At 29.2% G+C, this 21,049-nt stretch carries 18 protein-coding genes; 13 read left to right on the top strand and 5 right to left on the bottom strand.

Going from position 1 to position 21,049, the window contains the following annotated elements:
* Positions 1-17 precede the first annotated feature (17 nt).
* From fabV to ABJG40_RS12690, 3 genes are all read left to right on the top strand, one after another.
* Positions 18-1,205 (top strand): enoyl-ACP reductase FabV, encoded by a 1,188-nt coding sequence (gene fabV / locus ABJG40_RS12700; RefSeq protein ID WP_348024958.1) that lies wholly within the window; start codon positions 18-20, stop codon positions 1,203-1,205.
* Positions 1,206-1,300: 95 nt separating this feature from the next.
* Positions 1,301-1,783: a hypothetical protein gene (locus ABJG40_RS12695; protein WP_348024957.1), complete on the top strand. Its 483-nt coding sequence runs from the start codon at positions 1,301-1,303 to the stop codon at positions 1,781-1,783.
* On the top strand, positions 1,773-2,144 hold the full coding sequence (locus ABJG40_RS12690; protein ID WP_348024956.1) for a glyoxalase: 372 nt from the start codon (positions 1,773-1,775) through the stop codon (positions 2,142-2,144). The genes ABJG40_RS12695 and ABJG40_RS12690 overlap by 11 nt, the downstream gene beginning before the upstream one ends.
* Positions 2,145-2,195: 51 nt before the next feature.
* Here ABJG40_RS12690 and ABJG40_RS12685 read toward each other — a convergent pair whose 3' ends face one another.
* Positions 2,196-2,993 carry a tellurium resistance protein TerC gene (locus ABJG40_RS12685; RefSeq protein ID WP_348024955.1) on the bottom strand — a complete coding sequence of 266 codons (798 nt, stop codon included), beginning with the start codon at positions 2,991-2,993 and terminating at the stop codon, positions 2,196-2,198.
* Between the two features lie 65 nt (positions 2,994-3,058).
* Positions 3,059-3,841 carry a sulfite exporter TauE/SafE family protein gene (locus tag ABJG40_RS12680; RefSeq protein WP_348024954.1) on the bottom strand — a complete coding sequence of 261 codons (783 nt, stop codon included), beginning with the start codon at positions 3,839-3,841 and terminating at the stop codon, positions 3,059-3,061.
* Positions 3,842-3,962: 121 nt separating this feature from the next.
* Here ABJG40_RS12680 and ABJG40_RS12675 point away from each other — a divergent pair, with 121 nt between their 5' ends.
* The 9 genes from ABJG40_RS12675 to ABJG40_RS12635 all read left to right on the top strand — a co-directional run bounded on the left by ABJG40_RS12675 (position 3,963) and on the right by ABJG40_RS12635 (position 14,302).
* Complete coding sequence (locus tag ABJG40_RS12675) at positions 3,963-4,382, top strand: hypothetical protein (RefSeq protein WP_348024953.1); 420 nt, start codon at positions 3,963-3,965, stop codon at positions 4,380-4,382.
* Between the two features lie 110 nt (positions 4,383-4,492).
* Complete coding sequence (locus ABJG40_RS12670) at positions 4,493-5,713, top strand: hypothetical protein (protein WP_348024952.1); 1,221 nt, start codon at positions 4,493-4,495, stop codon at positions 5,711-5,713.
* 12 nt (positions 5,714-5,725) lie between these two features.
* Positions 5,726-5,986: a DUF4212 domain-containing protein gene (locus ABJG40_RS12665; protein ID WP_348024951.1), complete on the top strand. Its 261-nt coding sequence runs from the start codon at positions 5,726-5,728 to the stop codon at positions 5,984-5,986.
* Between the two features lie 29 nt (positions 5,987-6,015).
* Positions 6,016-7,707, top strand: coding sequence for a sodium:solute symporter family protein (locus ABJG40_RS12660; RefSeq protein WP_348024950.1), 1,692 nt, complete (start codon positions 6,016-6,018; stop codon positions 7,705-7,707).
* Between the two features lie 278 nt (positions 7,708-7,985).
* Positions 7,986-10,673 (top strand): ATP-binding protein, encoded by a 2,688-nt coding sequence (locus ABJG40_RS12655; RefSeq protein ID WP_348024949.1) that lies wholly within the window; start codon positions 7,986-7,988, stop codon positions 10,671-10,673.
* Positions 10,674-10,689: 16 nt separating this feature from the next.
* A complete protein-coding gene (locus ABJG40_RS12650) occupies positions 10,690-11,055 on the top strand; it encodes a response regulator (protein WP_348024948.1) in 366 nt (121 codons plus the stop codon).
* Between the two features lie 46 nt (positions 11,056-11,101).
* Positions 11,102-11,320 (top strand): hypothetical protein, encoded by a 219-nt coding sequence (locus ABJG40_RS12645; RefSeq protein ID WP_348024947.1) that lies wholly within the window; start codon positions 11,102-11,104, stop codon positions 11,318-11,320.
* Between the two features lie 128 nt (positions 11,321-11,448).
* The gene (gene acs / locus ABJG40_RS12640) at positions 11,449-13,356 is read left to right on the top strand and encodes an acetate--CoA ligase (RefSeq protein WP_348024946.1); all 1,908 of its coding nucleotides are present in this window, start codon (positions 11,449-11,451) and stop codon (positions 13,354-13,356) included.
* 184 nt (positions 13,357-13,540) lie between these two features.
* Positions 13,541-14,302 (top strand): DUF6503 family protein, encoded by a 762-nt coding sequence (locus tag ABJG40_RS12635; RefSeq protein ID WP_348024945.1) that lies wholly within the window; start codon positions 13,541-13,543, stop codon positions 14,300-14,302.
* Positions 14,303-14,386: 84 nt separating this feature from the next.
* Here ABJG40_RS12635 and ABJG40_RS12630 read toward each other — a convergent pair whose 3' ends face one another.
* The 3 genes from ABJG40_RS12630 to ABJG40_RS12620 form a co-directional block, all read right to left on the bottom strand.
* Complete coding sequence (locus ABJG40_RS12630; protein WP_348024944.1) at positions 14,387-14,929, bottom strand: NUDIX domain-containing protein; 543 nt, start codon at positions 14,927-14,929, stop codon at positions 14,387-14,389.
* Between the two features lie 205 nt (positions 14,930-15,134).
* Positions 15,135-16,223, bottom strand: coding sequence for a M42 family metallopeptidase (locus ABJG40_RS12625; protein WP_348024943.1), 1,089 nt, complete (start codon positions 16,221-16,223; stop codon positions 15,135-15,137).
* Between the two features lie 295 nt (positions 16,224-16,518).
* Positions 16,519-19,569, bottom strand: a complete 3,051-nt coding sequence (locus ABJG40_RS12620) for an esterase-like activity of phytase family protein (RefSeq protein WP_348024942.1) — start codon at positions 19,567-19,569, stop codon at positions 16,519-16,521.
* A gap of 591 nt (positions 19,570-20,160) precedes the next feature.
* On the opposite strand from ABJG40_RS12620, the gene ABJG40_RS12615 reads away from it, so the two are divergent.
* A complete protein-coding gene (locus tag ABJG40_RS12615; RefSeq protein ID WP_348024941.1) occupies positions 20,161-21,048 on the top strand; it encodes an ABC transporter ATP-binding protein in 888 nt (295 codons plus the stop codon).
* The last annotated feature ends 1 nt before the right edge of the window (position 21,049 follow it).

Raw genomic sequence — 21,049 nt, 5'->3', positions numbered from 1 at the left:
AACTAACAACTGTAAAAATGATTATAGAACCAAGAACAAGAGGATTTATCTGTTTAACTTCACATCCAACAGGTTGTGAGCAAAATGTGATTGATCAAATAGAGTATGTAAAATCTGAAGGAAAAATAGAAGGCGCTAAAAAAGTATTAGTTTTAGGTGCTTCTACAGGTTTTGGATTGGCATCAAGAATTTCTAGTGCATTTGGTTCAGATGCAGCTACAATAGGGGTTTTCTTTGATAAACCTGCAACAGAAGGAAGACCAGGTTCTCCAGGTTTTTACAACACAGCAGCTTTTGAAAAACACGCAAATGCAGCAGGTTTATATGCAAAAAGTATCAATGGAGATGCTTTTTCTAATGAAGTAAAAGAAGAAGTTGTAAACTTAATTAAAGAAGATTTAGGTCAGGTAGATTTAGTAATTTACAGCTTAGCATCACCAGTAAGAACACATCCAGAAACTGGAAAAAGATATAAATCAGTTTTAAAACCAATTGGCAACGAATTTTCTAATAAAACGGTAGATTTTCATACAGGTAAAGTATCAGAAATTTCTATAAAACCTGCAGAAGGAGATGATGTTGCAAATACAATTACTGTAATGGGGGGTGAAGACTGGAAAATGTGGATGGACGCTTTAAAAGAAGCTGATGTTTTAGCTGAAGGTGTAAAAACTGTTGCGTATTCTTATATTGGGCCAGAGGTTACAAAACCAGTATATAGAAATGGTACAATTGGTGCTGCTAAAGATCATTTAGAAGCTACTGCTTTTACAATTGCAGACGATTTAAAACCTATTGGAGGAGAAGCGTATGTTTCTGTAAATAAAGCTTTGGTAACGCAAGCTAGTTCTGCAATTCCTGTAATTCCTTTATACATTTCTTTGTTGTATAAAATTATGAAAACTAAAGGGATTCACGAAGGTTGTATCGAGCAAATTCAACGTTTGTATAGCGATCGTTTGTTTGGGGGCTCTTTAGATTTAGATGATAAAGGAAGAATTAGAATTGATGATTGGGAAATGAGAGAAGATGTACAAGCAGAAGTTACTGAACTTTGGAAAACTGCTACAACAGAAAACTTATCTGAAATTGGAGATTTAGAAGGATATAGTAACGATTTTTATAATTTATTCGGATTTAAAGTTACTGGTGTAGATTATGATGCAGATGTAAATGAAGTAGTTGCAATACCAAGTATTCAGTAAGCATATAATCCCGCTTTAGCGGATATTTTAAATATAAACCTCACAAATTAATTTCTGTGAGGTTTTCTTTTTTTATATTGTAAAAAAATATTTTAATGAAAGCAGTTACTGTAAAACAATTAAAAGACGAACTTTCTCATAAGTCTGCAAACGACCTTAAAGAATTGTGTTTGTACCTTGCTAGATTTAAAAAAGAGAACAAAGAATTATTAACGTATTTGTTGTTTGAATCTCATGATGAAGAAGCTTATATTCAGTCAGTAAAAGATCAAATGGACGAACATTTTATAGAAATAAATACTAAGAGTTTTTTTTATATAAGAAAGAGTATGCGTAAGATTTTAACATTGACTAAAAAGTACATTCGTTATTCTAAAAAGAAAGAAACTGAAGCAGAACTCTTGCTGTATTATTGCAAAAAATTAAAAGCTTTTAGACCTTCTATAAAAAGAAGTACACGTTTGCAAAATGTTTTTGATAGTCAAGTTAAATTGATAAAAAAAGCTATTGATAAATTGCACGAAGATTTACAATATGATTATCAATTAGAATTAGATGATTTGTTAGATGAAGCATAAAAAAAGACTCATTTTAAAGAATTTAGTGAATGAAGGAACTTCTGAAATAGAAAAATTTCAAAACGAAGTTTTAAGACCTGTAATAAAAATGCAGCACAATGTTTTAGTTGCTTCTTTTAACAATTACCTTAGAAGTAAAAAAATAGATTTCTTAGGTTTATCAGAACAAAAAAAGAGAAGTAAAATTACATCAATTTATAAAACAGATAATAACTTTAAAAATATTACTATTGGTATGATTATAGGTCATTTTTCTATGAATGAATTTAACTTTTACAACCAAAATTCATCAGAAATTAATAGAAGAATTCTACAAATTATCACTCAAAGAATTAAAGATAGTATTTTGGAAATTGAATAAAAAAAGCCGTTGTTTTTAAAAACAACGGCTTTTTTTATTTTCTTATTAAAATTATTTTTGCTGTTCAGCTAATAATTTCTTTTGATATCTACCTTGTACAACATCAACAATTACTAAAATTGCCAATACAAAATAGAATGTTGTTTTACTCATTGGTACAATTTCGTTTCCAAATAGTTTTAAGTGTGCTAAATGTCCACCTTCTGTAACTAGCATAATTCCAACAATAAAAAGTATAAATAAACCAAGTACTTCGTACATTCTATTTTTAGATAAGAAAGTAGAAATTTTATCAGCCATAATTAACATTAATAAACCACTAATTACAATCGCAATTGCCATTACAATAAAAGCAGTTGTAGAGTTCTCTATTTCACTAGTAAGACCAATTGCAGCTAAAATAGAATCAAAAGAAAAAACTAAATTCATAATTACAATACTCGTAATTACTGCATTTGCAGATTTAGATTTTTTTTCTGTAGCCATTTCATCAACCTCTAAACCTTTGGTAGAAATCATGTGCCAAATTTCTTTTATAGCAGTATAAATAATAAAACCACCACCTAAAAGAACAATCATACTGTGTCCGTTAAAAGCAAAATGGATAATGTTGTCAATACCTCCTGATAAGAACGAAAAAGGTTCTTGAAAAAAATCGATAATAGAAACCAACACAAAAAGTAATACAATTCTTAAAACAATTGCAATTAAAATTCCTGTTTTACGAACTCTTTTTTGGTCTGCTTCTGGCGCTTTTTTAGATTCTAAAGAAATGTAAAGTAAGTTGTCAAAACCTAAAACGGCTTGTAAAAGCACTAACATTAATAGTGTAAAAATAATTCCTAACATTTTTTATTTTTTTGATTAGTTAAATTTAGAATTCAAATATATTTAAAAACCTGAATAAATGATTTTTAAAGAGGAAGATATTTAAATAAAATTCGAAGACTTACAAAAGCAATTAAAATAGCTGTTGCTTTTTTTAGTTGAATGGGAGTAAAATAATTAGTACTCATTCTACTACCAATTTGTCCGCCAATAAAAACGGTAATTAATAATACAGATGTTAAATACCAATCGATTCTAAAATTTGGATTAGAATATTGACCAAGTAAACCTGCAATAGAGTTTACAAAAATAAAAATGCTTGCTGTTGCTGCAATTTTTTTTGGCGTATCCCAATTGGTTAAATGTAATAGTGGAGCTAGAAAAATACCACCACCAATACCAACCATTCCAGAAATAAACCCAATAATTCCTCCATAACTCGCATTTTTAGTAAAGTTAGAATGAGTGTTTTTTTCTTTTGAAGCAACAAAATGTTTAGAAATCCACATTGTAATTGCTGCAATCAATAGAGTTAACCCTAAAAGTATAAAAAAGAATTGCTGACTTATCTTTAAATAACCTCCTAAGTAAGCAAAAGGAACACTAAACATAATAAGTGGTGTAGTTTTTTTCCAATTGAAAACTTTCTGTCTATTAAATAATAATACATTTCCAGAAACCACAACAATATTACAAAGTAAAGCTGTTGCTCTAATCTGGGTAAAAACAACACTTGTTAAAGCTAATATAGCTATATAACTAGAGCCTCCACCAAAACCCACAGAAGAATAAAGTACAGCTACTATAAAGAACAATAGAATGATGTGCCAAAACTGAAAAAATGTTTCAAGAATAAGGATATAGCTCATAAGTAGCAAAAATATATTTTTAATACAGTTTTTGGTAGTTTTAAAGGGGTTTTAATTTAAATACTTGATTTATAGAAAAATATATTTGCTAAATTAATATATTTATGCTAATTTTATATACATGAAGGTAAATGTATGTCCAAACTGTGGCTCAGAGAGTAATATTAAAAGCGGAATTATAAATAAAAGACAGCGTTATAAATGTAAAGATTGCTCTTATTTTTTTACAGTAAATAAGCTTGGTAAGAAAATTGATGATTATTATGTAAATAAAGCTTTACAGCTCTATTTAGAAGGGTTGTCTTATAGAGAAATAGAACGTATTTTGGGGGTTTCTCACGTAAGTATCATTAATTGGGTAAAGAAATATAATATTAAAAGGCCTTATAATGGTAATTATCATCCAACTTATAAGATATTGAATGCTGTAGAGTTGTCTAATTATTTTAGTGAAACAAAAAATTTAGTTGGAGCAGGTTTGGTTGTAACTGAGCTTGGAGATAAGTTTATGTTGATAAAATGGGAGAGATTTAAAGAGTAACTATATATATTTACCATTTTAGTATATTGTTTTTTTTTGTAATAAGATTTAGTTAGAATTTAGTAGGGCACACAAAACTATTTTTAACTAACCTTAATTTACAAAAGCTAATGACAAAAACTACAAAAGCACTGCTCTTAGTAATGTTTTTTATTTCTATTCAAACTACATTTTCTCAAGGTTCGCCAGATTATAATGGAGGATTAAAATTAAAATTCGATGAAGAAGGAAAAAAATATCTTCGTATAATTTCTTGGGCACAAATTCAAGCTGGTTATAATAATGATGTAGACGCAACTTCCAGTAAAACTAGTTTTAATTTAAGAAGAGCAAGAGTTCTGATGTTCTCTCAAATTAATAAGAAATTCTTAATATTAACACATTTTGGACTTAATAGTTTAAATTCAAGTACACTTTCACCAACAGGTAAAGGATCAGGTTCTCAACTTTTTTTGCATGCAGTTTGGGCACAATATAATGTAAATAAAAACCTCTCTATTGGTGGTGGATTGCATTATTTTAATGGAATTTCTAGATTAAATAATCAAAGCACCTTAAACATGATGACGTTAGATAATAATCGTCAATCTTGGGCAACTATTGGTCTAACAGATCAATTTGCAAGACATGTAGGTATTTTTATGAAAGGTAAATTTGGTAAACTTCAATATAGGCTCGCAATAAATGATGCCATTACAAACGGATTAGATGCAAGAGTTCCTATGGCAAATGGAGAAATAGCCTATGGTGGTAAAAATTTATTAGGTTCTAAAGATGCTGGTAAAGCGTATGCAGGTTATTTTGATTACCATTTCTTGGATCAAGAATCTAACTTTTTGCCTTACAAAGTTGGAACATACCTTGGAGGTAAAAAAGTATTTAATGTTGGAGCAGGATTTTTCTTACATCCAAATGGATCTGCTTTAATGGAAAACGGAAATTTAGTTGGTGAGGATGTTTCAATTTTTGCAGTTGATGCTTTTTATGATTCTCCAATAGGTGATGATGGAAGTGCAATTACAGCTTACGCAACTTATCAATCTAACGATTATGGAGAGAATTACCTTTATAGTGCTTATGGTACTGGAAGTATGGTTTATTCTCATATTGGTTATGTTTTTTCAGGTGATAATACCAAAACTAGATACCAGCCTTACATATCCTATGGAAGTAATAGTTATGATGCCACTTCTAATAATAGAAATATTTTAGGTTTGGGTGTAAATGCTTTTATGAGTGGTCATAATTCAAAACTTACATTAGAATATAAAAATCAAGATTATGGTACTTCTACAAGTTCTGTAACATTACAAGCAATGATCTATCTATAAAAACAAAAAATTATGTCGAATAATAAAGAACAAATGAAAAAATATTGGAAAGAAAACCTTAAATATTTAGCAATTCTGCTATCAATATGGTTTTTGGTTTCCTATGTATTTGGTATTCTTTTGGTAGAACAGCTTAATACAATAAAATTGGGTGGTTTTAAACTAGGTTTCTGGTTTGCTCAACAAGGTTCACTTTACGTATTTGTAGTTCTCATATTTGTTTATATGAAATTGATGAACAAATTGGATAAAAAATACGGAGTAGACGAATAAACTAACTAAAAATATATAATTAAAATATTATGGGAATATTAACATGGACGTGGATTTTAGTCGGAATATCATTTGCTTTATACATTGGTATAGCAATTTGGGCTAGAGCAGGGTCATCAAAAGAATTTTATGTAGCAGGTGGAGGAGTTCCTCCAATTATTAATGGTATGGCTACAGCTGCAGATTGGATGTCTGCTGCATCATTTATTTCATTAGCAGGAATTGTATCTTTTGGAGGATATGATGGTTCTGTTTATTTAATGGGATGGACTGGAGGATATGTGCTCTTAGCATTATTATTAGCTCCATATTTAAGAAAATTCGGGAAATTTACAGTGCCAGATTTTATTGGAGATAGATATTATTCTAATGTTGCAAGAATTGTTGCAGTTATTGCAGCCTTAATTGTTTCTTTTACCTATGTAGCAGGACAAATGAGAGGTGTTGGTATTGTATTTTCTAGATATTTAGAAGTAGATATTAATACAGGGGTTTACATTGGAATGGCAATAGTGCTTTTCTATGCAGTTTTAGGAGGTATGAAAGGGATTACGTATACACAAGTGGCACAATACTGTGTACTTATTTTTGCTTTTATGGTACCTGCAATTTTTATATCAATTCAAATGACAGGGAATCCAATTCCACAATTAGGTTTTGGAGCAGCAGGTGAAGATGGAGTGTATTTATTAGATAAATTAGATGGTTTACATAGAGAACTTGGTTTTGCAGAGTATACATCAGGAGGTAAATCTATGATAGATGTCTTTGCAATTACTTTAGCGTTAATGGCTGGTACAGCTGGTTTACCTCACGTAATAGTTAGGTTTTTTACAGTGCCAAATGTAAGAGATGCTCGTAAATCTGCAGGTTGGGCATTATTATTCATAGCTATTTTGTATACAACAGTGCCAGCAGTAGCTGTTTTTGCAAGAGTAAATTTAATTGAAACTGTTAGCGAAAAGAAATATGAAGAAATGCCAGAATGGTTTGGTAATTGGGAAAAAACAGGTCTTTTAAATTTTGAAGACAAAAATAAAGATGGTGTAATTCAATATTTAGCAGACGCTGATAAAAATGAATTAAAGATTGATAGAGATATTATGGTATTGGCAAATCCTGAAATTGCAAAACTACCAAATTGGGTAATTGCACTTGTAGGAGCTGGTGGTTTAGCAGCAGCATTATCTACAGCAGCAGGATTGTTATTAGTAATTGCCTCTTCTGTTTCTCATGATTTATTAAAGAAAATATTTATACCAAAAATTAGCGAAAAAGGAGAGCTTTTAGCAGCACGTTTAAGTGCAGCTGTAGCTGTCTGTGTTGCTGGTTATTTTGGAATAAACCCACCTGGTTTTGTGGCAGCAGTTGTTGCGCTCGCATTTGGTTTAGCGGCAGCATCATTCTTTCCAGCAATTGTGCTTGGTATTTTTGATAAAAGAATGAATAAAGAAGGAGCTATTGCAGGTATGGTAGTAGGTTTAAGTTTAATGTTCTTTTACATGGCTAAATATAAATTAGGATGGTTAGGTGATAAGCCGCCAGCAAGTGAATGGTGGTTTGGAATTTCACCAGAAGGATTTGGAACTGTAGCAATGTTTGTAAATTTTATAATTTCTGTAGTGGTTTCTAGGTTAACGCCAGCACCACCAGAAAATGTACAAGACTTAGTAGAGAATATCAGAATACCTTCTGGAGCAGGAGAAGCTTCAGATCATTAAAAAAGTAATAAAAGAAAAGTTAATTGGTTATTAGATAAAAATGGCGTTATTTTAATATGACGCTGTTTTTTTTATTATTTTTAGGGTTATAATGAAAAAAAGACATGAACAAAAGTTAGTAATACTATCATTAGTATTGATGTTAATTTTTAGCATTCCATTAATATTTATTTTTAATATAGATGGAGCTATTTTTGGAATTCCAACTTTCTATTTTTCAATATTTTTAATATGGTTGATGTCAATTATAATTTCTTACACTGTTTTAAAAAGACATTATGAGTAATTATTTGTTGGTTTTTATTATTATTTCGTATCTCGCAATTCTCTTTTTTATTGCTTATTTAGCAGAAAAGAAATCAAAAAGTAGATGGGTAAATAATCCATATATCTATACATTATCTTTAGCAGTTTATTGTTCTGCTTGGACATATTATGGTAGTATAGGTGTAGCAGCAAATTCAGGAATTAGTTTTTTACCTATTTATTTAGGTCCAGTAATAGCTTCTCCTTTATGGATTGTTGTGCTAAGAAAAATTATTAAAATATCTAAGCAACAAAAAATTTCTTCAATTGCAGATTTTATATCTCTTAGATATGGAAACCATCGTTTTTTAGGAGCACTTGTTACTATAATTTGTATTTTAGGAATTGTACCATACATAGCTTTACAATTAAAGGCTGTTTCTGAAACTTTTTCAATAATGACAGACGAAAACAGTTATGTTTCTACATCAATTTTAGATGACTCTACATTTTATATTGCAGTTCTTTTGGCAATTTTTGCAACTTTTTTTGGAACTCAGAAAACAGACGCTTCAGAAAAACATAGAGGTATTGTTACTTCAGTAGCATTTGAATCGATTTTAAAATTAGTTTTTTTCTTAATAATTGGTGTTTTTGTAACTTATTTTTTGTTTGATGGAACGCAAGATATCTATAATAAAATTTCTGTTACTAAAGATTTTAGTAAGTTAACAAATATAAGTGGTTTTGAAAATGGACTGAATTGGATGTTTATGATTATGCTATCTTTTGTAGCTGTTTTTTTATTACCAAGACAATTTCAGGTTTCTGTTATAGAAAACAATAGAGAAAAACATTTAAAAAAAGCAATTTGGTTATTTCCATTATATCTTTTACTATTTAATGTATTTGTAGTTTATATTGCTTGGGCAGGGAAAATTACGTTTGGAAATACTGTAAACGCAGAGTATTATACTTTATTATTGCCTTTGCAAAACGGAAATGTTTTTTTGGCTTTATTAGTTTTTTTAGGTGGCTTTTCTGCAGTAATATCTATGGTTGTTGTTTCTACATTAGCTTTATCTACCATGATTAGTAATAACTTAATTATTCCTTATGGATTTTTATCAAAATTTGTAAGAAATCATCCAGAAAAAAATGCAAAATACATTCTTAAAATTAGAAGAATCTCAATCTTTCTAATCATCATTTTTGCATATTTTTTTTATAATAATTTTTCAATTGACTTATCTCTATACTCAATTGGTTTAATATCATTTGTAATTATTGCGCAATTAGCACCTTCATTTTTTATTGGTTTGTATTGGAATAGAGGTTCTTCCAAAGCAGCAATTACAGGTATAATTGTTGGTTTCTTAATTACTGGATATACTTTAATTTTACCATTTACTATTCAAGCTTTTACAGGTTCTTTTAATTTTACAGAAAACGGAATTTTTAACTTAGAATTTACAAAACCTCACGCGTTGTTTGGTATCGATTTTTTAAGTCCGCCTGCACATGCTTTTTTCTGGAGTTTAACTTTTAATACTATTTTATATCTTGTGTTTTCGTTGCTTTTTAAAGGAAATTATAGAGAACGTAATTATGCAGAAATGTATGTAGATAGTAAGAATTATACAACACTACAAGATAGTGCTTTGGTTTGGAAAGGTGAGGCCTATGTGGCTGATATAAAAAACATTTTAGATAAGTTTCTTGGAGAAAAAAGAGCACAAAGAGCATTAAGTATTTTTTTTACTAAATATAAATTGCCACAAGACACGCAATTGGCAGATGCTAGATTAATTAATTTTTCAGAAAAATTATTAACGGGTAGTATAGGTAGTGCATCCGCTAAAATTTTGATTGATAATGTTGTAAAAGAAGAAGAAATAAGTTTGGTTGAGGTGTTAAAAATTTTAGAAGAATCTAAAGAAACCAATGCTAGTAATAAATTACTGAAAGAAAAATCAGACGAATTATCTACGCTTACGAATCAATTAAAAGAAGCCAATAAAAATTTAATAGATAAAGATCATCAAAAAGATGAATTTTTAGATACAGTAGCTCATGAACTTAAAACTCCAATTACAGGTATTAGAGCGGCAACAGAATTAATTTTAGATGATGAAGAAATGGAACCTGAAATAAAAACACAGTTTCTTAAAAATATTTTACAAGATTCAGAAAGACTATCTAGACTTATTCATAATATTTTAGATTTTGAAAAATTAGCTACAGGAAGAGATCATTTAAATGTAAATAAAAATGCAATTAAACTTACTATAGAAAAAGCAGTAAATGGTGTAAAGCATATTGCTAATAAAAAAGGAGTAAAGTTAAATATTTCTGTTAAAGATAGTATTGAGTTTAATTATGATGAAGACAGAATTCTGCAAGTTTTAACAAATTTATTGTCTAATGCAATTAAATTTTCTCCAGAAGTAAATGGTATTATTCGTGTAGATTTTAAGAAAAAAAATAATGATGTTTATGTTTTTGTTGAAGACAATGGAATTGGAATTCCAGACGAAGATAAAAGCTATATTTTCGATAAGTTTTTTCAATCCGTAAATCAGAATACAATTAAACCTCAAGGAAGTGGTTTGGGGTTAGCAATTAGTAAACAAATTGTAGAAATGCATAAAGGTAGAATTTGGATAGAAAAAACAAATAAAAAAGGAACAATTTTTGGATTTAAACTACCTTTTAACTAAATTGTACACTTAAAGCATGGAGAGAAAAATTTTAATTGTTGATGATGAACCAAACATTGTAATGACCTTAGAATATACCTTTAAAAAAAAAGGTTTAGAGGTGTTAATTGCAAGAGATGGTAGTGAGGCTTTACAAATTTTAGAACATCAAAAACCAGATGTTATTTTATTAGATGTTATGATGCCAAATGTAGATGGCTATCAAACACTAAAATACATAAAAAGTAATGAAAATTTAAAACATATAAAAGTTGCTTTTTTAACAGCAAAAAATAAAACAAAAGATATAGAAAAAGGCTTAGAACTAGGTGCAGATAAATACTTAATAAAACCATTTTCTATTAAAAAAATAGTTTCAGAAATATTTGAACTAATTGATTAGATAGTTTTGTGTGCAAACAAACCTTGTTTAATTAAAGTTTAAAAAAATGAAATTTCAAATAAACCCTTTAGCTTCAGATATTTTTATAAGTATCTATGTTGTTGCTACGCTTTATTTTCGAGTAAAAATTCAAAATGATTTACCAATTGGTCCTGCATTTTCTTTATTGATAGGACTTCTTTTTGTGCTTTTTCTTTGGGCATTGATAAAAGTTAAAGTTTTAAATCCTAATTGGTTTGGTTTGTTTAATGTAAATAAAACATAACCATGAAAAGCAATGTTGTTTCAAATATATTTAGAAATATTGTTGATGTATATCAATATCATATTCCTTAACACAGAGGAAAATATTAGAAAAAAGGACAATAAAAAATAAACAAAAAACATAAAGTTATGAGTAATTATCACATAAAACATATAGAAGAATATTATAAAGTTTATCGAAAATCTGTAAGAGAACCAGAAAATTTTTGGGAAGAAATTGCAGAAGAACATTTTTTATGGAGAAAAAAATGGGATAAAGTTTTAGAGTGGGATTTTTCGAAACCAGAAGTAAAATGGTTTCAAGGAGCTAAATTGAATATTACTGAAAATTGTATTGACAGACATTTAACAACAAAAGGAGATAAAACAGCCATTTTATTTGAGCCAAATGATCCTAATGATCCTGCAGAACATATTACGTATAACCAATTGCATGAAAGAGTAAATCAGTTTGCAAATGTTTTAAAACAAAACGGAGTTAAAAAAGGAGACAGAGTTTGTATTTATGTACCTATGATTCCAGAATTGGCAATTTCAACATTAGCTTGTGCAAGAATTGGAGCCATACATTCAGTAGTTTTTGCAGGCTTTTCATCAACAGCATTGGCAACAAGAATTAATGATTCAGATTGTAAAATGGTAATTACAACAGATGGTTCTTTTAGAGGAAAAAAAAACATAGATTTAAAAGGAATTGTAGATGAAGCTTTAGAGTCTTGCCCTGGTGTAGAAACTGTTTTAGTAGCAAAAAGAATTAATTCTGATATTGCAATGAAAGATGGGCGTGATAAATGGTTACAACCTTTATTAGATGCAGCTTCTAAAGAATGTGTAGCAGAAATTATGGATGCAGAAGATCCTTTATTTATTTTATATACATCAGGTTCTACAGGTAAACCAAAAGGTATGGTGCACACAACTGCAGGTTATATGGTTTATACAGCTTATACTTTTAAAAATGCTTTTCAATATAGAGAAAATGAAGTTTATTGGTGTACTGCAGATATTGGTTGGATTACTGGACATTCATATATTGTTTATGGACCGTTAGCAAATGGAGCAACTTCAGTTATGTTTGAAGGTGTACCAAGTTATCCAGATTTTGGACGCTTTTGGGAAATTGTAGAAAAGCACAAAGTAAATCAATTTTATACAGCACCAACAGCAATTAGAGCGTTAGCTAAACATGGAACAGAATTAGTTGATAAATACGATTTATCATCATTAAAAGTTTTAGGGTCTGTAGGTGAGCCAATTAATGAAGAAGCATGGCATTGGTATAATGACAATGTTGGTAAAAAGAAAAGTCCGATTATTGATACTTGGTGGCAAACAGAAACTGGTGGAATGATGATTACACCAATACCATACGTAACACCAACAAAACCAACCTATGCAACATTACCTTTTATTGGCATTCAACCAGCTTTAATGAATGAAAATGGTAAAGAAGTTAAAGAAAATCAAGTTGATGGTAGATTGTGTATAAAATTTCCATGGCCAAGTATGGCAAGAACTATTTGGGGAAATCATGAACGCTACAAAGAAACCTATTTTTCGGCTTATGACAATATGTATTTTACAGGTGATGGAGCTTTAAGAGATGAAGTGGGTTATTATAGAATTACAGGTAGAGTAGATGATGTTATTATTGTTTCTGGACATAATTTAGGAACTGCACCAATTGAAGATGCAATAAATGAACATCCTGCTGTAGCAGAATCTGCAATTGTTGGTTTTCCTCACGATATTAAAGGAAGTGCATTGTATGGTTATGTAATTTTAAAAGATACAGGTGAAGGAAGAAATCATGAAAATTTAAGAAAAGAAATCAATCAAATTATAACAGAACATATTGGTCCTATTGCAAAATTAGATAAAATTCATTTTTCTGAAGGATTACCAAAAACACGTTCAGGTAAAATTATGAGACGTATTTTACGAAAAATTGCTTGTAATGAAATGGATAATTTAGGTGATACAAGTACACTTTTAAATCCAGAAGTTGTACAGAGTATTATTGATAATAGATTATAGTAAATTAATTTAATAGTTATTAAAAAGCGTCTTTTAAAAGACGCTTTTTTTTAAGAAAAATAAAAAAAGAGCTCAAACAGACCGTTCAATCCCTAAAGCATTTAGTCAATCTAAATAAATAGCTGTATAATTGTAATTATCAAATTTTAAATACGACTTTAACAAAAAATAAGACCAAACAAAAATGAAAAAAGTACTTTTATTATTAATTATAGTAATTGCAGTTTCTTGTAAGAACGAAGCAAAGAAAGATTCAAAAAAAGAAGTAATTGTTACATCTAAAAAAGAAAACTTTCCAGACGAATTAGGAAAAGTTTTCGATACACATGGAGGAATAAAAGCATGGAGAAATGCTCAAGTTTTATCTTTTAATAAAGGAAAAGAAGTACATACTTCAGATTTACATTCACGTAAAATTGTAATTAATACACCAAAATACTCTTTAGGTTTTGATGGTAAAGAAGTTTGGTTAGATGAAGATGTAAAAGGAACTTATAAAGGAAATCCTGTTTTTTACTACAATCTATATTTTTATTTTTATGCTATGCCATTTGTATTAGCAGATGATGGAATTACTTATGAGAAAACAGATAATTTAATTTTTGAAGGAACAAATTATCCTGGATATAAAATTTCTTATGCTTCAGACAAAGGAACTTCACCAGATGATAATTATATTATTTATTATAACCCTAAAACCTATCAAATGGAATGGTTAGCGTATACAGTAACTTTTAGATCAAAAAGTCCAAGTGAAAAGTATAAATATATTAGATATAATAAATGGGAAAATGTAAACGGAATAATTTTGCCAAAAGAAATTACTTGGTATAAAGAAGATGAAAATAAAAAACTAAGTGCAACAACTAAAGTTGTAGAGTTTTCATTGCCATTAATAAGTCAAGGCAAATTGGCAGATTCATTTTTTGAGAAACCTGTTAAATAAGTTGGCCGTTTTTCAGCAGTTTTCAGTCAGCTAGTTTATGGTAAATTTCTTTTTTGTTATTTGAACGAAGAATGAGGAGAAATCTCACTTTAAATGTTCAATAACCTTATTATAAACAGAAACATAATAATCATGAAACCTTGAAAGCAATACGTTTTCGAGGTTTTTTGTGTTTTTAAGAGTTGATAAATCAAATAATTGAATAGCATCAACTTCTTCTTTTTGAATTATTAATTCTTCAATATCTACTTTTAATTCAGCAATAAATACATGATGATGTTCATTGTCTTTTATGCCATTTGGGTGCGAAACTTGATGAATTCTTGTGCCAATTTTGATGAGGTCTTTTTCTTCAAGTTTTAAACCAATTTCTTCAAAGACTTCTCTTTTTGCAGATTCTAAAACTTCTTCACCAGCACCAATATGTCCTGCAACAGAAATATCCCACAAACCAGGAAATACTTTTTTAGTTAATGCTCTCTTTTGTAATAGTATTCTTTCACCCGAAGTAAATAACCAAACATGAACAGTTGCATGAAACCAACCGTTTTTATGAGCTTCAGATTTTAAAGCTGTTTTTCCTGTTGGTTTTCCTTCAGGAGTTAAAATGTCAATAAGTTCATCCATAGAAAGAGGTGCGAATTTTATGAATAAAAAGTCAGGTTGTCATTTCGACTTTATGGAGAAATCTAAAAAAAAGTTGAAATTTCTCAATTACACTGCGTTTCATTCGAAATGACAAACGAATGTCATTACGAGGAAGAATGACGAAGTAATCTCTTTTTAATGAAAAAATTGCTTCGTTCCTCGCAATGACGTTTGTCTTTTTTATTTAATCAAAATAAGAAAAAGTTTCTCCGTCTTTAATATTTAATAATGTTTCATAAATCATTTTAATCACATTTTCAACATCTTCTCTGTGCACCATTTCTACAGTAGTATGCATGTATCTTAAAGGTAAAGAAATTAAAGCAGAAGCAACACCACCATTACTATAAGCAAAAGCATCTGTGTCTGTACCTGTTGCTCTAGAAAGTGCAGAACGCTGAAAAGGAATCTTTTTAGCTTCGGCAGTTTCTGTAATTAAATCGCGTAATTTTTGTTGAACAGCAGGAGCGTATGCAACTACAGGACCTTTACCCATTTCTAAATGACCTTCTTTTTTCTTTTCAATCATTGGTGTTGTAGTGTCATGAGTAACATCAGTAACTATAGCAACATTTGGTTTTATGGTTTGTGTAATCATTTCTGCTCCACGCAAACCAATTTCTTCTTGTACAGAATTTGTAATGTACAATCCAAAAGGCAATTCTTTTTTGTTTTCTTTTAATAAACGAGCAACTTCAGCAATCATAAAACCACCCATTCTGTTATCTAAAGCTCTACAAACAAATTTGTCTCCATTTAGAATATGAAATTCATCAGGATACGTAATAACACAACCAACATGCACTCCTAAAGCTTCTACTTCTTCTTTTGTAGCACAACCTGTATCAATAAAAATATTGTCTGGTTTTGGAGCTTCTTCATTAGCTCTATTTCTAGTATGTATTGCAGGCCAACCAAAAACACCTTTTACAATTCCGTTTTTAGTATGAATATTTACAATTTTACTAGGTGCAATTTGATGATCTGAACCACCGTTTCTAATCACGTAAATCAATCCATTATCAGAAATATAATTTACATACCATGAAATTTCATCAGCATGTCCTTCAATTACAACTTTATATTTTGCATCCGGGTTTATAACTCCAACAGCAGAACCATACGTATCTGTAATAAAAGTGTCTACATAAGGTTTTAGATAGTCCATCCAAATTTTTTGACCTTCCCATTCATAACCAGTAGGAGCAGCATTATTTAAGTATTTTTCTAAAAATGTAAGTGATTTTTTATTTAATATTGATTTTTTTGCCATTATATATTTTTATAAAAGTTGATTTTTCTTTAATCTATGTAAAAATAAAACGATTTTTTATCAATTCAATAAAAACATTTGCAAAATAAGTAACAAAATTTTAATTATTCAAATAATAAAAAAGGGTCTAAACTTTTTGATAAAAATAATTGTTTTAACAAAGTACAGCCTTTTATTGGTTAGAGATGTTGTTAAAAAAATAAATAGTGATGCTGAATTTAAAATAGATAAATTTTAATAAAAAAATCCCAATCTAATGATTGGGATTTTTAAATAACAAATTATTTATGAATTCTTAGAATTTAAGAAAACGTTTTACACCGTGTTTTTTTGTTTTTATAATATAAACTCCTGAAATTAATTGTGATACATTTAAAAAAGTTTCGTTTTCAAAAGTTTTTATTTCTTGTCCACTCAGATTATAAATAGTTCCGGAGATTGTTTTATTAAACTTTAAAGTTCCTTGTGTTACTGGGTTAGGATATATTTTAAAATCGTTTTTAGCAACTACCTCACTAATACTTAATGCAGTTTCATCAACTTGTATAATACCTAAAGTACCACTTACTTCATAACCAACTAAAAGTATATTTTTAGAATTTGGACTATCTGCAGCAGAAACAAATTTTATAATTTCAGGAGCAGTATCTCCAGATGTTCTATTCCCTTTATAATAAGTAATAAATTCAACATCTTTAGGGTCTGTAATATCATACATTAAAATAGCACTTTGTCTTTCTAAACCAATAAAAGCGTAAGTTTTTCCATCAATTGTACCAACAGCTACAGCTTCTGGCTCACTTCCTTTATCATCAGATCTTCCATCTTTTTCTCCATCATCTTGATTAAATAAATCAGTTTCTTCAGTAGCAATTTTTTGACCAAACTGATCTGCACTATCAAATACAATGTTTCCATATTCGTCAAAAATTGAAAATGATCTGGCTCCATAAGAGTAAATTTGCTCTATAGTACCATCATTATTATAATCTCCTGTTGCAGTAGTTGTCTTTAATCTTCCTAAATCAGTATCAGTTTGAAGTGTTGCAGCATCAGGATAATATGAACTGTTTAAAGTTAAATCTTTAACACGTACTTCTTCAGAATAACCGTCATAATCTCTTGAGTCACCTTCATTTGCAGTTACTATATAATTAGTGCCATTTGCACTATATGAAGTAATAGCATCTGGCATAAACATACCTAAAGTTGGGTGCTGTGTAATATTAATAACGTCATCTTTATTTGATGCATCAAAACCATAATCGTTTGCAAAAGAAACAATACCTAAAACACTATTATCAGTAATTCCTGCTCCAGCTAAACCAAAATCGTTATCATTAATTATTGCGATTTCATTATTTGGTAATAAAGCAATACCTTCTGCTTTGTCAGAACCTTGGTACCCTACACTTGGTAGATTAACTACTTTGTTTTTATGAACTGTAAGAATGTTTTGTGCTGCTATTTCATCAGCAGTTAATTCTTCTAATTCTTTAGTTCCTGTTAAAGTAGTACCAAGAATATTCGTAGCATAATTAATATCTATTTCAAAAATATATTTTTTACCATAATTAATAGTTGGCCCTTCAGAATCTCTTTCAATTACCAAAAACTTACCATTACCTGTATAAACAGCATCTCCAATTTTGTCTATTCTAGAAGAAGAATAACCTGCGTCTTTATTTCTTTCTAATAAATATACATATTCACTAACAGGAATACCAGTATCTGCGTTAATACCTAAAATTCTAATCACATCAGAATTGTTTTTAGTTATACTTGATGGATTGTATAAAGGAGATTGTATAAAAGCATAAATAATATGATTTGTTTCATCATATGCAATAGCTTCAAAACCTCTGTTAGCCCATCTTTTATTATAAACCTCTGGCAAAGTTTCTGATCCATAAAACCCTTCTGCTTGAGGAGTTGTACCTAATAATGAGACTCCTTTAGATACGTAACGTTCTATTAATTTACCTGTTACATCAAATTTATATAGAGCAGGTCTGTATTCATCACACATCCAAAAATCACCATCTTTATCTCTTAAAATACCTTCAAAATCTCCTCCATAAGTATCATAAGGTAATGTATGATATTCTTCTGATTCAAGAGTATAATCTACATTTGTGTAAGAAGTAGCTGCGTCTGTATATGTTACAGGTACTTCATCGTATCCCGGAATATTTCCTTTTCCTGTTATAGGTGTTGTACCATCTTTTCTAGTTAATAGAATTTGATTGTTTAATGTAATACTTCCTGTGGTTTTATTTAAAGTGAATTTTGCAATTCTACCTTGATAATTAGGTAATTTAAATGGTCTCAAGTTTTGAGCAGCAGTAGGAGATACAGTAGCTTTATTAACCGCACCATCATTTGGACCTCTATCTGGAACGGCATAAAAGACGTAATCTGTAGCAGTAGAATTTGCAGCATCATAAAATAATCCAGAAAAACCTCCTAAATTAACTTCTGGCTGACCTCCATCATAAATAGGTGTTCCTAAAACTGGCCAATCAGTTTCTAATTCATTTAAAATATAACTTGAAACAGTTGGTGTTCCTAAATTATGGTTTTTATATCCTAAAGGTAAAATGTCTAAAATTGTATTATTTGTTAAGTCAATAACTACTAGCGCATTATTTTCTTGACAGCTTACATATGCTTTAGTTCCATCTTCTATAACAGTTATGAACTCAGGCTCCATATCTTGTGATACGGTAGCATTACCATTGTTTCCAAAAATACGAACTCCTTTATTTTGAAGTGATATTTTTTTATCATCATAGTTATTAAAGTTAATAGAAGATGTTACTGATGCAGAAGCAGCACCACTAGTTATATCTATTATAGAAATTGTGCCTTCTGGATCATTGGTATAATCATCTGAAGGTTCACCTTCGTTTGCTACTATTATTTTAGTACCATCTGGAGTAAAAGTTAACATATCTGGTAAAGCACCAACCGTAATTTGAGAAATATAAGTCCCGTTTAAATCAAAAAACACAACTTTTCCAGCATCCTGTTTTACATTAGCTTCAATTGCTATTGCAACGATGTTTCCTTTAATAGCAATTGAATTTGGTCCTCCCCCATAAGTTGTTAAACTTACGTTTTTAATTAATGTTGGGTTTGCAGAATCACTAATATCTACTATAGTAAAACTATTGGCATCAGAATTGGTGAAAAAAGCTTGTTGTTTAGTTGCATCATAGGCAACAGTTTCAGCAGCATCTACCGTGTTCGTTTTATAACTAGCTAAGTGTGTTAACTCGTTTTGAGCTTTAACAGTAGTAAATGAGAATACTAGTAAACTAGCAAAAAAAGTAATTTTTTTCATTTTGTTTTTTATGAGTTAATTAATGCTGTAAAGAAAAGAATCAAAACTAAAATTAAGATGACGTATTGTTTATTATAATGTTAATTTGGTGTGATGAAAAAGTATTTACCAAAACACAATTTTTCTTTTTTAGATTGATGCATTGTTGTTTCAAACGAACGTTTTTTGGTTGTTACATTAAACCGATGTAAAGATTAAAATTGTTAGTTTATTTTAATGTTTTATGAGAAATAACATTTTACTTTTATTCTTTTTTACATAAAAAAAGGCTTATTTTTTAATTGTAAAAAGCTTATTAATATTAGGCTTTTAATACTAAAATTTACTATTGATAATAGACAAAAGGTAGAAGTGAATAGGAGCTTATATTATTTAAAAAGCGAAATTTTTAATATGTGTTTAAATTTTAGTTTTAAAATTGTTAATTTGTGTAATATCTCTGAATAAATGTTAAACAAATAACGGGTAGTTGTTATAATTGAAATCAAAAACATTAATTTAACATACAGAATTAGTGTTTTGTAAATGTTAAATTTAGAGAAGAAATAAAAATAAAATAAAATTATTTCAAAAACAAGTAAAAAATCTTATATGAAATTAGTAATTAAAAATTTAACCAAGACGTATAAAAACGGAGTAAAAGCAATAGACAATTTAAGCATAGAAATTGGTACAGGAATGTTTGGTTTGTTAGGTCCTAATGGAGCAGGTAAATCATCTTTAATGAGAACAATTGCAACGTTACAAAGTCCTGATTCTGGTTCAATTAAATTTGGTGATATTGATGTGTTAGAAGACAACATGTCTTTAAGAAAAGTGTTGGGTTATTTGCCTCAATCTTTTGGAGTGTATCCTAAAATGTCTGCGGAAGATTTGTTGGATTATTTTGCTACTTTAAAAGGGATTTCTAATACATCAGAAAGAAAAGAAATTGTAAAAGAAGTTTTAGAGATTACCAATTTATATGATGTAAGACGCAAACATGTTGCTGGTTATTCTGGAGGGATGAAGCAACGTTTTGGTATTGCACAATTACTTTTAAACAATCCTAAATTAATTATTGTTGATGAACCTACAGCAGGTTTAGATCCTGCAGAACGTCATCGTTTTTTAAATGTTTTACGTGAAGTAGGTACCAATACAACTGTAATTTTTTCTACTCATATTGTAGAAGATGTAAAAGAATTGTGTAATGAAATGGCAATTTTAAATGGAGGAAGAATTTTAAAACATACAACTCCTTTAGAAGCTACAAAAGAAATTGCGAATACAATTTGGACGAAAATTATTACTAGAGAAGAATTGGAAGAAAATGAAAAGAACTTTAATATTCTTTCTTCTAATTACAATCAAGATAATACCTTAAATATTAGAGTGCATGCTGTAGAAAAACCATCTGAAGATTTTGTGGCATCAGAACCACAATTAGATGATGTGTATTTTATCGCTTTAAAACAAGATGAACCTGTTATTGCATAAA

The organism is Polaribacter sp., assembly GCF_039939415.1.
In the GTDB taxonomy this organism is placed as follows: domain Bacteria; phylum Bacteroidota; class Bacteroidia; order Flavobacteriales; family Flavobacteriaceae; genus Polaribacter.
This window is presented reverse-complemented; position numbering and strand designations above follow the sequence as displayed.

Coding starts and splice junctions, on each gene's coding strand:
- acs (WP_348024946.1), top strand. CDS start 11,449: ATGAGTAATTATCACATAAAACATATAGAAGAATATTATAAAGTTTAT.
- ABJG40_RS12630 (WP_348024944.1), bottom strand. CDS start 14,929: ATGGATGAACTTATTGACATTTTAACTCCTGAAGGAAAACCAACAGGA.
- ABJG40_RS12690 (WP_348024956.1), top strand. CDS start 1,773: ATGAAGCATAAAAAAAGACTCATTTTAAAGAATTTAGTGAATGAAGGA.
- ABJG40_RS12620 (WP_348024942.1), bottom strand. CDS start 19,569: ATGAAAAAAATTACTTTTTTTGCTAGTTTACTAGTATTCTCATTTACT.
- ABJG40_RS12675 (WP_348024953.1), top strand. CDS start 3,963: ATGAAGGTAAATGTATGTCCAAACTGTGGCTCAGAGAGTAATATTAAA.
- ABJG40_RS12655 (WP_348024949.1), top strand. CDS start 7,986: ATGAGTAATTATTTGTTGGTTTTTATTATTATTTCGTATCTCGCAATT.
- ABJG40_RS12650 (WP_348024948.1), top strand. CDS start 10,690: ATGGAGAGAAAAATTTTAATTGTTGATGATGAACCAAACATTGTAATG.
- ABJG40_RS12685 (WP_348024955.1), bottom strand. CDS start 2,993: ATGTTAGGAATTATTTTTACACTATTAATGTTAGTGCTTTTACAAGCC.
- ABJG40_RS12660 (WP_348024950.1), top strand. CDS start 6,016: ATGGGAATATTAACATGGACGTGGATTTTAGTCGGAATATCATTTGCT.
- ABJG40_RS12625 (WP_348024943.1), bottom strand. CDS start 16,223: ATGGCAAAAAAATCAATATTAAATAAAAAATCACTTACATTTTTAGAA.
- ABJG40_RS12615 (WP_348024941.1), top strand. CDS start 20,161: ATGAAATTAGTAATTAAAAATTTAACCAAGACGTATAAAAACGGAGTA.
- ABJG40_RS12665 (WP_348024951.1), top strand. CDS start 5,726: ATGTCGAATAATAAAGAACAAATGAAAAAATATTGGAAAGAAAACCTT.
- ABJG40_RS12695 (WP_348024957.1), top strand. CDS start 1,301: ATGAAAGCAGTTACTGTAAAACAATTAAAAGACGAACTTTCTCATAAG.
- ABJG40_RS12680 (WP_348024954.1), bottom strand. CDS start 3,841: ATGAGCTATATCCTTATTCTTGAAACATTTTTTCAGTTTTGGCACATC.
- ABJG40_RS12645 (WP_348024947.1), top strand. CDS start 11,102: ATGAAATTTCAAATAAACCCTTTAGCTTCAGATATTTTTATAAGTATC.
- ABJG40_RS12670 (WP_348024952.1), top strand. CDS start 4,493: ATGACAAAAACTACAAAAGCACTGCTCTTAGTAATGTTTTTTATTTCT.
- ABJG40_RS12635 (WP_348024945.1), top strand. CDS start 13,541: ATGAAAAAAGTACTTTTATTATTAATTATAGTAATTGCAGTTTCTTGT.
- fabV (WP_348024958.1), top strand. CDS start 18: ATGATTATAGAACCAAGAACAAGAGGATTTATCTGTTTAACTTCACAT.